At 46.5% G+C, this 14,417-nt stretch carries 6 protein-coding genes and 1 pseudogene; all 7 read right to left on the minus strand.

Going from position 1 to position 14,417, the window contains the following annotated elements:
* Positions 1 to 77: 77 nt before the first annotated feature.
* Positions 78 to 785 (minus strand): annotated as a pseudogene (locus AB5062_RS10040) (alpha-rhamnosidase); the annotation flags it as partial.
* Between the two features lie 14 nt (positions 786 to 799).
* Positions 800 to 2,623 (minus strand): right-handed parallel beta-helix repeat-containing protein, encoded by a 1,824-nt coding sequence (locus tag AB5062_RS10045; RefSeq protein WP_011965669.1) that lies wholly within the window; start codon positions 2,621 to 2,623, stop codon positions 800 to 802.
* A gap of 24 nt (positions 2,624 to 2,647) precedes the next feature.
* A complete protein-coding gene (locus AB5062_RS10050; RefSeq protein WP_005844768.1) occupies positions 2,648 to 4,753 on the minus strand; it encodes a glycoside hydrolase family 127 protein in 2,106 nt (701 codons plus the stop codon).
* Between the two features lie 227 nt (positions 4,754 to 4,980).
* Positions 4,981 to 8,955: a family 78 glycoside hydrolase catalytic domain gene (locus tag AB5062_RS10055; protein WP_117926064.1), complete on the minus strand. Its 3,975-nt coding sequence runs from the start codon at positions 8,953 to 8,955 to the stop codon at positions 4,981 to 4,983.
* Positions 8,956 to 8,960: 5 nt separating this feature from the next.
* Positions 8,961 to 10,430: a glycoside hydrolase family 140 protein gene (locus AB5062_RS10060; protein ID WP_117875871.1), complete on the minus strand. Its 1,470-nt coding sequence runs from the start codon at positions 10,428 to 10,430 to the stop codon at positions 8,961 to 8,963.
* A 150-nt stretch (positions 10,431 to 10,580) separates the two neighbouring features.
* Positions 10,581 to 11,780 carry a glycoside hydrolase family 105 protein gene (locus tag AB5062_RS10065; RefSeq protein WP_005848148.1) on the minus strand — a complete coding sequence of 400 codons (1,200 nt, stop codon included), beginning with the start codon at positions 11,778 to 11,780 and terminating at the stop codon, positions 10,581 to 10,583.
* Positions 11,781 to 11,828: 48 nt separating this feature from the next.
* Entirely contained in the window at positions 11,829 to 14,273 is a 2,445-nt protein-coding gene (locus AB5062_RS10070; RefSeq protein ID WP_151265699.1) for a glycoside hydrolase N-terminal domain-containing protein, read from the minus strand.
* Between the last annotated feature and the right edge of the window lie 144 nt (positions 14,274 to 14,417).

Genomic DNA, 14,417 nt, shown 5'->3' on the forward strand with positions numbered 1-14,417 from the left:
CAAAGGTCATTATACTTATCCTATGGTGGCGCAATTTTCAACTGGAATATTGGCGCACTTTTCAATTAGTATCTACAGCAATATTCCGTATCCAAGGCTTCTTCAGGACTTTCACCGTAATAGATATGGATCGTTCCTTTTCCCTTTACCTCTTTCAGAGTGATATAACCAAAGGTTTCTTTTCCGAAGTCGTACAATACCCCTTCTTTCCGGGGAGTGGAGGAAACTGCTTTCATCGGTTTTCTGGCCAATGAAAACTTGGAAGGCAGTTGGGTGGCTCCGTCAAAGTTCCAACACCCTGCATCCATATAAACGGTGGCAGAAGTATCACTGGCTTTTCCGCTTTCGTCTATCCATTCCTTGTCTTCGTAGGTTACTTTCCAGGTCTTGTCCGTATTTACGGTTTTTCCTTTCACATAAATAGTGGGGGGAGTGGACTGATTCCACACTTTGATGTTCAGGCTGTGTTTTCCTGCGGGGAGTTTCAAGGTGGAGGGCATACCGAATTGCAGTTTGCCGTCCAATTTCACATTGTATTTTCCTTCGGCGGCAATGAAGATTTCTTCCGGTTCCGCCAGGTCCAATTTCTTGCTGAATTCCACTACCACATAATGGCTGTCCGTTTTCCAGAAGGGAGGGAAAAAAGCACCGCGTTCCGTACGGCGGTTGTTCATCCGGTTGCCCAGCCATATCTCATAATCACCCGGATACCAGATCCAGGTCTGGGCGGAGGCGGCAGCACTCAATGCAAGTGCTCCGACTAAAGTGGCAAGTTTGTTTTTCATAATGGTATCACGTTTTATTTTTCCTTCAAATAGCTATATTCTTTGGGCAGTCCGGCATTTGCCTTGATGCTGTCGTTCACCATCGGACCATTGTTTTCCCATGTATTGCCCGGACCGTTGGCGTTCTTCAGGAACTTCTCTCCTTCCGTCCAGTTGTCCTTGACGGTGATAAATGAAGATCCTTCGTCGGTGTAAAGATAGAACCAATGATTGGGATCGTGTGCATAACCGGGTGAAAATATGTCGGAAACGCAATTTTCCGTAATCCGGCTATGGGGTTGTGAACCTAATGTATAAATACCGGCTACATCATACATGTGCTTGGCATAGTGATGAATCAGGTTGGCGTGCACGCGGTTATTGCGCATACAGTTTACCGTACGTGTCCACCCCCATCCCAGACTGATGCCCGAATAGGATACATCACTGATTTCATTGTGCTCGATATTGATATCACTGACATAACCGGCGCAAATGCCCAAAGTGCCCCAGTCTTCATTGGTCACATCGTTGATGTAGTTGTTGGAAATGGTCAGTCCGGTACAGACCTCACGACGGTCGGCAGGATCGTATGGAAGATGTGTTTCGTGAGCGGCAGGGCTGAAACTGCCCGCTACAATACCGTTCCCGGCAATATCACGGAACAGACAGCCGTTTATATGTCCTCCATCGGTGGCCCATTCATAATCAATGCCTGTAGAGCCCAAATGCTGGAAACGGCACTTCTCGAAATCAATATCCCAGGCAGCCTTGACTACGACTGCCGATGCCGGACGGCCCAACCAACCTTGATTATCCAGTTTATGATTGTTCTTACGAATCATGGAAGGACGGATTTTATATCCGTCTGTCATATACATACCTGCCTGAAGAGGAACATGACCTTGCAAAGAGGGACGCATCCAGGTGGTATATTGGAAAGCAATATTGTCAAAACGGATGTGCTTTACCGGACGGTCTATCGTTCCTTCCACCCATACCAACGTTTCGATGCCGGGAACTACGGCTTTGCTTATCTTCTCTCCTTTCCGAGGATAATAATATATTTTACGGCTTTCAATGTCGTGATACCACTCGCCGGGTTCATCCAGCAATTCCATGGCATTGGTCAGATAGAAAGCCGAGTTATGACCATCCTTGGTCACCATAGGACGCGGCCACGGGTGCTCGAACTGGATGCGGCTTTCAGGATGATGGAAACGCACGGCGGCACTGTCTCCCTGTATTTCGACCGACTTGATACGGAGATTTGCCACACACCACATTTCATGAAGGACCATTTCGGCATATCGGGCCTTCTGTATTTTCTTTACAGCAGCGGCAGGTACCCACAGTATTTCGTTTTGGGGGTCGTTGTTGATGATGCGGTACATCTTTTCAAAGTCTGCCACATCCCTTGCACGAACAGCCTTTTGCCCATTGATCCACAGTTGCCGGAAATCCAGCGGACGCCCGTTAAACATAGGAACATCGGCTACCCACAACTTTCCTTGCTTCTTCCAGTTCCTGATTTCCACCCCACCATTCAGAACGGCATTTCCATCCGAAGTGATGACGGTAGGTGACGCTTCCGTCCCGCTGTCCTCCGGACGGATAAAGACGGGTTCGTACAGATGGTAGTCACCTGCCTCCAAATGAATGGTGATGCCACCTTTTACACTTTCATCATTAAGGCGACGAAGTTCCCTTGCCTGACGCAATGCGGCTGTAAGGGTGGCTTTCGGAGAGTCTTTGGTACCCGGATTCCGGTCATTGCCTTCCGGAGATACGAACAAATCGGCTGCTGACAGTGTACAAGCTATCAGCAGCGCGGCAGTGGTTATGAATATTTTTTTCATTTGTAACTAATTAGGGGTAAGTGGTTAGTGATTAGTCCGTGCCAAAGGCATCCATACCGTCATTTCAGCCTTTCCGCGGTTTCCCCATGCATAATAAGGAATCAGACGGATATGGACCGGTTTGTCGGCCTTTCCTACCTCGCGGTACAAGGTATCTTTCCATGATACTTCATCGACCAGACGGGCAGTACCATCCAATGCGACAATCGGACTGCCTTCGATGGTTATTTTTTTCGGAGTCAACCGGATATCGGCAGGTATCAGCACATTGTCTATCTTATGCCCGCCTTCTATATCCATACTTTCCAGACAGTAGACCAACGGCCCACGTTTCACCACTACCTGGTTACGGATTTCTTCGGCCAACGGATTGGCTTCCAGCAATTTTACAGGCATATCCATCACCCATTCCACACAGTCCCCTTTCTTCCAGATGCGGTTTACCTCGGCGTATGTATTCGCTTTCCAGGTTCCTTGCACCGGTTCGCCATTTACCTTCAAAGTTGCCTTCTCGCACCAGTCAGGAACACGGAGGAACAAAGAAAACGCTTTCTTCTTTGACGGTTTCGGAGCTTCGGTAACAGTCAGCTTCACAGCACCTTCCCACGGATACTCCGTTTCTTGCACCAGCCCGATCTTTCCCGTTTCCTTCAAAGTTGTAGCCAGTGTATTCGCTCCATACAAATTGCAATATACCGCATTCGGAGTCACCGTATAAGCATAGTTCTGGGCTTGGCAAACGGTGCGCAGCGTATTAGGCGGACAACAGAAGCAGCTGATATACTCAGTACGTTCTTTAGGCCAGCGAAGTGTATATGGCAAATCCGCACTGATGCGCAACGGGTTGGTATAGAAATATTTCTTTCCATCCAGACTGACACCACTCAACACACTGTTGTAAAGGGCGGTTTCCACAATATCCGCATATTTGGCATCGCCCGTCACTTCCAGCATACGCCAGTTGAAAAGCATATTGCCGATATTGGCACAGGTCTCGTTATGCGCCGTACTATTAGGCAACTGATAAGGACGGCCATAGCTTTGGTGTACTTTCTGAATGCTGTCCGGCTCATAGCAGGTTCCATCCGGCGAAGTGCCGTCATACAGCGCACCGCACGCTCCTGTAACATACATCTTGCGGGTCACAATGTCTTTCCAGATGCTGGTCAGGTTTTTCATCAGTTGGTCTTCTCCTGTTTCGGCATACACATCGGTCACACCGGCATACAGGTAATTGGAACGCACGGCATGTCCCATCGCATTGTATTGCTGACGGAACGGAATACGGTCCTGATTATCATCGGTGCCGTTTTCCACCATTCCACGGATATCAATCAGATTCTTGGAAAGTTCCAGATAACGGGGATTCCCTGTAGCACGGTACATTTCCACCACACCCATATAATGGGAGGGACAAATGGCATTTCTTGCCAGTTCCGCAGAAGCGGTTTCATAGAAATGACAGAGGAAGTCCGTCGCTTTTACGGCAGCATCGAATAAAGTAGTCTTTCCGGTGGCACGGCGATGAATGATACCTGCCATCATCAGATGCCCCAAATTGTAGGTTTCAAAATTCAGACGATTGGCAAATGCACCTTTCTCGTCCTCACCTCCTACTTTGGTGCCAATTACCGTCTGTTGCTGTTTGTCCGAATGAGTGTCAATCCCCTTATTCTTTTCCTCGATGATGACAGGGGTATGGATGTAACCGTCCGCACGCTGGGCTTTCACCACATGTTCAATGAAGTGATCCATCAGTTTATCCAATTCGGGATCTTTCGTGACGGCATACACGGAAGCCACCCCTTCCATCCATTTATACATATCACCGTCATGAAAGGGAGGTCCCCAATGTTCGCCCTCGCAAACACCGGCAGCTATTTCAAAGTTACGGAAGCCATGCGAAACATCGGGATTGTTCCATGTATCCCACATACTTTGCAAGGAGGTATGGCTATATACATTGAAACGGTCGCCCCAAAAGCCATCTGTCCAATGCACGGCACCTAATTCCGTATTGGCCATCTTGGCAAAACGACTTTGGCTCATATCCGTCAGCCCGCCCGACTGGGCAAATGCTCCCGTAGTTACTCCGGAAGCCAGTAAAAGTAGTAGTCTAATGCTTTTCATAATAATCTGTCACTTATTCTTTTCTTTATAAAGGGAGGACGATAATAAGAAACGTTTGTACTCTATTTATAATTATTTCATATTCTGTATCTTTAGAAAGAGCTTTCATTGGCGGATAATGGGAGTCTGTTTTCAAAAAAACGGGTATCTGATTTTCATTTCAGACACCCGTTTTTTTCAAATTCTCCAATACTCTCTATCAAAGAATTCCTTTATCCACAATTGTATTATTTCAGTTTGCTCAAATCCAACTCTTTATAAGCCACACGCTGACGGCGCCAGGTATATACGGCATGCAGTTTGCCATCCTTGCCCTGAATGATGGACGGATAAGAATACTGGCTGATGGGACTGTCTTCCAATGTCATTACATTCTTCCAGTGAATGCCATCATCCGAAACCGCCACACACAACGGTGTACGCGGCCCTTTCGGAGTACCCGGCAATGTGCTGAAATCATTATAAATCAATACATGGCGGCCATCCTTCATGGTTACGGCATCCGTGCCCGAATTATTATTGGGAACATCAAGCAAAGTGACTTTGCTCCATGTTTCACCGTTGTCACTGCTCCATGAAGTGGCAATCTGTGCGTTACGTGTACGGCAAAGTACCTGCAAACGCCCATCCTTATGACGCAAAATGCTGGGCTGGATAGCATAAATAGGCTTCTCGCCTTCTCCTTTTATGGCTTCACCGCCTTCCTGATCGTCTACATTGGCTGCATTTTCCTTACGCAAAGCTGTAGGCACACTCATTTCCGCCTCTACAGGACCTACCATCTTCCAAGTCTTTCCTTTATCATCCGAAATTTCAAAATGGATACGCCATCCTCCATCGCCTTCCGTACTGGAAGGACAGATAATACGGCCATCCACATACTCCGGCTTATTTTTAATAGGACCTAAGAAACCTTTTGGCAACGGTTCACGTTGGCTCCAAGTTTTTCCACCATCTTTAGAACGTACCAGCCAACCACTCCAATCGGCTACTTTCAATCCTATTTTATAGAACAGGATCAGATCTCCGCCGGGGATCTGGAAAAGCACAGGATTCCAACAAGCCTTGCGGCGTGCCCGGAACTTGTCCCCTTTAAACGTAGAAGCCACGGGGCCGGCATCCGCCGGAGTGGATTCTGCCGTAATGCCTGCCAAGACAGCCTGCGGATCATCCAGACTAAACACCCCGTCGGCAGCCAGATAAGGTGCGCTCCATTCCGTCGCGCCCTTCGGCTTGCGACATACCCAGATACAACAATCCGGATTACGCTCTTTAGTGCCTCCAAAGAAAGAGGCTACCAGGTCTCCGTTCTTCAATTCCACAATAGTAGCGCCGTGACATTCGGGAAAAGAAGCTTGTTCGTATAGGAACTGATCTTCCACGATACCTGCACGGTTTTTACCTGAAGAAGGGTCCATGCTAACCGAAAAATGATAGTTCCCCGAAGGAACACTCCATACGGTAGAGTTGCCTTCCCGACGTACAAAGGTAACGTCCTTGTCTTTTACCGCCTTCTCGTCCAACGTTGGAAGATAAACCAATGCAGTGGTATTGCAGGGAACCGTGATATCCCATTCCAGATGCGTAAGGGTCTTCTTCCAGTTACTAATCATCTTGCCATATAAAGTGTTGTGCGAAGCCTTGACATAACTCAACTCCTGGATGGAAAAATCAGGTTTAAGGATGATTTGTTTGTAAGCGGGCTGTGCCGGATTAAATCCGGCTAAATCACGGAAATACCAAGTCAATAGATCACCCAATATCATCACATGGTTACAACTGTTCATCCAACGATTGGCGGTATCACCGTTCCACAATTCCCAAATGGCAGTAGCTCCCTTTTCTATCATATAGCCATAACTGGGATAAGTCTTGTTGCTTGCCAACAGGAAAGCAACATCGCCACGCCCCATACGGGTAAGCTCACGCATCATCCAGTTCATACCTATCACCCCACTGCTGATATGACCTTTATTCCGGGTGATAATGCCTGTTATTACATTTTTCTCCACTTCTTCCCTATAGGCCTCAGGAACCATATCGAAAGCCAGCGGCAGGATATTGGCTGTCACCGTATTGTTACCATAGAATATGCTGTCGGGATAAAGAACATGCGGCGTTTGTACCGGAGAAGTTCCCTTCTTAACCGTAAGGAAACGGGCGTTGAAGCAGTCTTTGATTTTTGCTGCATCCTTCTCGAATCCTTTCGCCTCATCTTCCAGACCTTGCAAACGGGCGAACTTGGCCAGCATTTGCGATACCTTATAATAGTAGGCTGTAGCAATCAGTGCTCCATCCGTCTTGCGGGCAGGGTCCTGACTGTGAATCAGCTCCGGTGATTCGGGAGGCATACACCAGTCACCGTATTTATCGGCGTTAATCACTCCATCCTCTGTGGTGAACTCACTGCGTATATGGTGCATCCATTTCTTGATAGCGGCATAATTCTTACGAATAGGTTCGATGTTGCCGAACTGTTCATAAACCATATCACAGATTACCGGGAATGTGGACGACCATGTCATTTCCGATGTATAATAATTGTAATAAGCCGGACAAATATCAGGAATACAACCGTCTTCACGCTGCGCTTCACGGATATCATCCGCCCATTTGGCATAGGTGTTTCCATTATTGAACATGAAACTTTCCCCCCACGTTCCCATAGCATGGTCGCCAAGCCAGGGCTGGCGCTCGTCACGCTGCGGACAATCCAAAGGCACTCCTTTATAATTACTGGAAATTCCCCACCAGGCATTCCGATAAACCCGGTTCATGATATCATTGGAACACTCGAAAGTACCGTTATCTTCCAAGTCATCATATACTACTTCAGCAACCAAATCTTCCGCTTTCAGATTTTTATAACCTGTCACTTCTACATATTGGAATCCATGATAAGAAAAACGGGAACTCCAGGAGGTGTTGTTTTCTTTACCGTTGCAGATATAATAATCCGTACTCTGGCTATGGCGGAGATTTTCCACATCCAGTTCCGTACCGTCGTTCTTTACCCGTTCGGCATAACGTATGCAAATCGTATCTCCCGCAGCGGCTTTCGCTATGTTAATACGCACCCATCCTGCCATATTCTGACCGAAATCAATCATATAACGGTCACCATATTGCTTGAAGACAGCCGGCTTCAGCGTTTTCATCACTTTCATGTTGGGAGCGGTATTGCCGCGGAGTGTACCGTACGGCAATGAAACACGTTGCGCCTTCAGCCATTTGGAATCATCATAACCGGGCTGTGTCCAGTTTCCCAATTCCATACGGGCATCGTAAATCTCACCATCGTATTCATTATTGCTACGTATAGGCCCTTGAGCCGTCAAACGCCATTTCTCATCACTGTTGATACGCTGGATACTGCCGTCGGTATATTCTATAATCAGATTCAGACGCAACTTGGGGTAACCAAAAGTAGGAATCTTATAAGGTTTGTAATTTTGACGCATAGTGTAGAAACGTCCGTTGCCCAGGGTCACTCCGATGGCATTGTCGGCATTTCCTCCGGCAACCTGTTTGGTGACATCAAAAGAATTGTAAAGCACAGTACGACGATAATCACTTGGAGCCGGCGCCAATACCTGATCACCTATCCGCTGACCGTTAATGAACAGTTCGTACATACCCAAACCGCACAAATGAAGGGTAGCATACTTTATCTCCTTGGCTTGCGTTTTAAATTCCGTACGTAAATAACGAGAGCTCAAACGGCTGTGTGAATCTTCCCGGTCCCATGCAAACGCAGCGTCCCAACCTATCCATCGTCCTTTCCAATGAATCTCACCTAAAGGTCCCATCCCCCATCGGGCAGGCTCGCTCCATTCTGTCTCACCGCGATTGGTATAGCTTCTCACTTTCCAGTAAACACGCTGATTGCTTTTCAAACGCTTCCCTTGATAGGGAATCCATACGGACGCATCGGATTCCACTTTTCCGGAATCCCACAAATCTCCTTTATCCTGTGCTAAAAGTTCGGGAGAAGACGCAACCAAGATCCGGTAGGCGGTCTGCATCACATTTCTTTGAGAAGATTCCAACCGCCAGCTCATACGGGGAGCAGCAGTATCCAACCCCATGGGATCTACCATCTGCTCGGTACGCAGGCCGGTAACCGAAACATCCGCTGCCTTCAACCACAACGGAAGTGCCAGAAGAATGATTAATAATACTTGTTTTTTCATGATATGCATATTTCTTACTTATTCCATTTCTGTATGGCATCCGGCAAGGCTGTCCAAGCTTTCTGCACATAATCCTTCGCAGAATCCACAACAATCAGAACCTGATCATTGCCGCTCAGATAACCGCTATCATGCTGGAAAGGAGTGACTTTACTGTCAAACTCACCGATATATTCCAACTTACCGTCCTTCGCGCTATACCACCATGCATTCTTTTTCGCACCGCTGATTTTGCTCAAATCGATCTGCATAGGACGTCCTGAGTAATTGTAAACCAGCAAATAGTCATTTCCACGGGTAGCGATGGCACGGTCATAGCGTTCGCCGTTAGTTCCTGCAATGACACTCTGATCGGGCACACGTTCAAAGAAAGGAAAAGTCAGCATCAAGTTCTTCAGATATTTCATCTGATTGAAACCGGGGTCTTCCAAAGCATCCCACCATGCTTTCTTACGTCCGTCGGCACCGAAAGAGGCTCCATATCCGGGACGGATAAATTGCATGATATCATTATGACCGTATGAGTGCCCGAATGATCCGGCAAATACCGACCAATAGGCATAACGACGTACATCGTGCTGATTCCAACGGGTTTCATTGGGATCATGCAGCCCCTGTGGAATGTCTTCATAAATAGGTTCGTCATCAATCACCGGTTTCAACGGAGTCTTTGCCTGACTGGCTTCCACAAAACGCCAGTTATCTTCTTCCGTATTCTCTTCGATGGGATAGTCACCATCACCGTTACGCTGCCCGTAACGACGGTGTCCGCTTTGGAACATATTGAAATCCAGCCATTCGCGGTCATTAAACCAAGTAGCCGACGTGGTACGTCCACGCGGATGGAAAGTCATCAGATGACCTTTGTCTATGCTGCGGATACTGTTTGCCAACGCATCCCATACCTCCGTCTTATTATCACCGCGGATATCCCCTCCTATCATCCAAATAATATTCGGCTCATCCTTGTAACGTTCTGCAAGAAACTTACCGTATGCCACGGCTTCTTTTTCATTCATCAGCCCTTGTTCCACGGGAGTTCCCCAAATACATACCATCCCTATATAGATGCCCCGTGAAGCGGCACTTTTAATAATATAGTCCATGTGGTCCCAATATCCATAAATCCCTTTGCGGTTGATATCTTTGAATTTAAAACCGTCTGTCATGGAATACTGGCCGTAAATATTCATGGAAGGCACACCGTTCAATACCTGCACCTGCACCATGTTATATCCAGCATCCTTGCACTTATTCAGATAGTAAGAAACCTCGTCACGATTCAAGCGTTGCGGCATCAGCCATCCGGTTTCACCCAACCAGAAGAAAGGTACTCCATTTTCATGCTTCAGGTAGCGTCCCTCCTCGGACACCACCAGTTTGCCGTTCTTCCAGGGAATATACGTTTTCGCTTTCTGCGCCGGCAACGAAGTAGAGCAACATAGCAATAAAGCCAATAAGGAAAGTAATGCGTGTCTGTTCATCATTGTATTTTCAAATTCGTTTATTAATTAATTGACAATCTCCAAACAAGAGCTTTTATCAAAACAACAAGGTGTTTAAAAAAGGTCCTTATGTTTACGGAAAAGATGAAGACCTTTTTGACAAATGTCCTCATCTTTTTCAGATTATTCCTACTGCTTCATTTTCTCATATTCAATAGCTGCCAAAATAAAGGAACCTACTGATTTCGGATCGTTCTCTATCACCGGCTCACCTATGTAATAAGCAAAACTTCCATCCCGGTTTCCTTTACCGCCTAATCCTGCAACAGCACAACAGTTGGTAATAGTGTATGAACCATCAGGCTCTTCTTTAATGAACTGTTTGATCAGGCCATTAAAACCACGCTCTGCGGCCGCTTTATACTCCACAGGAATATATCCTTTATTCACCGCTTTACACAAGAAATATACAAAAAGCGATGAAGCGGAAGATTCCAGATAATTTCCTTTACGGTTATTCTGGTCAGTCACCTGCCACCATACCCCTGTTTCAGGCTCCTGGTATTTTACAATGCCTTCGGCCAACGTATTTATAATCGTCATAATGCTGTCGCGTCCTTCGAACTGCGCCGGCATATAGTCCAATACATCCACCACGGCAGCGGCATACCAGCCTATACTGCGGCTCCAGAAGTTGGGTGAGCACCCGGTTTCCTTATTTGCCCAATTTTGTGTCTTGCTCTCATCCCAGCCATGATAGAACAAACCGGTTTTAGGATCATACGTTTTACGGGCAATCAGCTTTATTTGATTCACAATATCGGCATTGACCGTAGTATCCTTGAATACGTTACCATATTGAGCCAGATAAGGAGAAGCCATGAATATACCATCCAGCCACATCTGGTGCGGATATACCAGTTTGTGCCAGAAACCGCCTTCACTGGTACGGGGCTGTTCGGCCAGTTGTTTGCGAAGAGTATCCATCGCCACCTTATAACGCCCGTCTCCCGTCTTTTCATAAAAATCGAATAAAATCTTTCCGGCATTGATATTATCAATATTAAAAGAAAGATATTTCATGGTCTTTATCTTACCGTCGGTGTCTATCAGACTGTCTGCATATATTTTTGCATAATTATAATAGGCAGTGTCACCGGTATGTTTCCATTCCTCCAACATGGATTTCACCACCAGTCCGTGCGTATAGCCCCAACGAGGCTTTTTCGCTTTTTCTATCATCCAAGGCTCAGGGAAACGTTGCATTTCCGACTGAGCCATACGTTCGCTCCATTTGATTTCTTCGGTCTGTTTAGGAGTGGCAGTACATGCACACATTCCACCTGCCAGCAACAATGAGCAAATAATGTTTAATCCTGTTCTTTTCATATTTCTTCTTTTTACTATTTTTCATCCTTACAATCAATGCAAGAATCATCACTTACCTAAGAATATATACTCTTCACCTGCTTTGGTTTCCAGATCATAAAGATAAGTTTTTTTCAACTCAACTTTATTCAATTTCGCTTCTTTATTTATAATCGGCTGTAAGATTTCGGGTATGGCATACAATTTATTCGGATTCTCTCCTTTCGCCTTTCTCAGCCCTTTGCCTGCCAGCGGATTTAAAGAACGCAAACGACAGTTTCCCCCATTACGGGATTTCACCACCAACCGGCTCACTTTACCATTCTTCCAACTCAAATCCAATTCAAAACCTCCACGGGCTATAATCCCGTTCACGCTTCCCTCTTTCCATTGCGCCGGCAATGCGGGAAGTAAATAAATAAAACCATCGTGGCTCTGCATCAGCATTTCTACGATACCCGCCGTACAACCAAAATTACCGTCAATCTGAAAAGGTGGATGGGCATCAAACAAATTAGGATAAGTTCCTCCTTTTTTCTTCTCGTTACGTACGAGAGTCAACTGATCGGTTATCAGTTTATAAGCATGGTCACCATCCAACAGACGGGCCCACAAACATACCTTCCATCCCATACTCCATCCGGTAGACGGATCGCCACGATGAATCAGCGAAGTACGTGCCGCATCAAACAATTCGGGAGTACGGTAAGGAGAAATCTGATTACCGGGGAACAAACCATAAAGGTGTGACACATGACGGTGCACATCCTGCGGATTGTCCCAATCCATCATCCATTCCTGCAATTGCCCCCAACGTCCTATCTGCATGGGCGCCATTTCCTTTAAACGCTGTTCCAAACGGGTGGCAAATTCAGCATCCGTACCCAACAGACGGGCGGTCGTGATTATCTGATTCCACAAATCGAATATCAGCTGGTTATCCAAAGTACACCCGGCAGCCGTAGTCGCTTTCCCGTTACTGCCTGCATGAGTATTCTCCGGAGAATTGCTCGGACATACCACCAACCAGTTATGCAACGGTTCCTTCACCATGATTTCATCAAAAAACTTACCGGCTTCTTTCATGATAGGGTAAGCCGAGCGGAGAAATTCCATATCGCCTGTATAAAGATAACGTTCCCACAAATGACGGCACAGCCAGGCTCCACCCGTAGGCCATAATCCCGACGGAGCCTTGTCTATAGCTCCGGTAACACGCCATATATCCGTATTGTGATGCAATACCCAGCCATCCGCCCCATACATAATCTTGGCCGACTCACGCCCTGTTTCACTCACTTCACGGATCAGTTGTATCAAAGGCTCGTGCAATTCGCTGAGATTCGTCACTTCGGCCGGCCAATAGTTCATTTCAACATTGATATTACATGTATATTTACTATCCCAGGAAGGAAATAATTTATCATTCCAAATGCCTTGCAAATTAGCAGGCTGCCCACCCGGCTGTGAAGAACAAATCAACAGATAGCGGCCGAAACGGAAATAAGTGGCCACCAGAAAATCATCCTTCGTTTCCTTGAAATTCTGTACACGCATATCAGTGGTTACCCCTGCATATTTGTCTATGCCTAAATCCAAAGAGACACGGTCCATATATTGCTTGAAAAAATCGACGTGTGCCTTACGTGATGTCATATAATCTTTACTTACAGCCCGGCGCAGATAGTTCTTCGCACGCTCCACTTGGTTACCTGTTATATCCTTGTAATTAGTAAAGTTGGTAGCAATGGAAATATAAATCACAGCCTCGTCCGCCCCTTCTATACTCAAGACTCCGTCACGACAAGACCGGGTTCCTCCCTGAGTACGTGCAGTCATACGTCCCTGAAATTCAACCTTCCCTTTGAGTCCTTCATGCCAGGAAGATACGCCCGAAAGGGTAACCTCCTCCCCTTCCGTCGCAACCATCACATCCTGATGCGGAGTAGTAAGATTGGCGTTACAAGTAATCTTTCCGGGTTGGCTGGCAGTAAGACGCACCATAACTACCTGATCGGCAAACGACGTCAGTGTTTCACGCTGATAAGTCACCCCGTCCACCTTATAACGCACGATGGTACGAGCTGAATCCAGGCTCAGTTCCCTATAGTAATCGGAATAACGTGTATGCCCCGGAAAAGAAATATGCAGATCGCCAAACGATTGATAGGGCATACCGCTATTGGTCTTCGCCATTACTTTCTCGGTAGCCAACGTTTGTGCTTCAAGATATTTTCCCTCGAACACCAACCGGCGCACTTTGGGAATATATTCCAACGCATCGGGATTAGCATTATTATTGGGACGTCCTGCCCAAATAGTTTCTTCGTTCAACTGGATATGCTCCACACCGGGATTGCCGAATACCATCGCTCCCAACCGCCCGTTACCCAGCGGAAGCGCTTCAGTCCAAACCTGAGCGGGTTCGTCATACCACAGTTTATATTCCTGTGCGGCAGCCTGCAAGTAAGAACTTGCCCATAACAGCCCCCCCACTATCCATTTTATTTTCATATTGATCTCTAGCTTTTATTAAAGGGAGACGAAAAAAGAAGACGGATGTACTCTGTGGAAAGAAATAAAAAAGTAAATATCATGAAAAAACTTTCCCTGGCACCTCAACAAATCCGGCTTCTCTATTGTTATTAAAATAAAACC

Origin of the sequence: Phocaeicola sp. RTP21359st1_B8_RTP21360_211022 (assembly GCF_040911965.1) — a bacterium.
Lineage (GTDB): Bacteria > Bacteroidota > Bacteroidia > Bacteroidales > Bacteroidaceae > Phocaeicola > Phocaeicola vulgatus.

What these genes read in the sequence shown, in the direction of transcription:
- AB5062_RS10045 (WP_011965669.1), bottom strand. Translation starts at nt 2,623, where the DNA reads ATGAAAAAAATATTCATAACCACTGCCGCGCTGCTGATAGCTTGTACA.
- AB5062_RS10050 (WP_005844768.1), bottom strand. Translation starts at nt 4,753, where the DNA reads ATGAAAAGCATTAGACTACTACTTTTACTGGCTTCCGGAGTAACTACG.
- AB5062_RS10055 (WP_117926064.1), bottom strand. Translation starts at nt 8,955, where the DNA reads ATGCATATCATGAAAAAACAAGTATTATTAATCATTCTTCTGGCACTT.
- AB5062_RS10060 (WP_117875871.1), bottom strand. Translation starts at nt 10,430, where the DNA reads ATGAACAGACACGCATTACTTTCCTTATTGGCTTTATTGCTATGTTGC.
- AB5062_RS10065 (WP_005848148.1), bottom strand. Translation starts at nt 11,780, where the DNA reads ATGAAAAGAACAGGATTAAACATTATTTGCTCATTGTTGCTGGCAGGT.
- AB5062_RS10070 (WP_151265699.1), bottom strand. Translation starts at nt 14,273, where the DNA reads ATGAAAATAAAATGGATAGTGGGGGGGCTGTTATGGGCAAGTTCTTAC.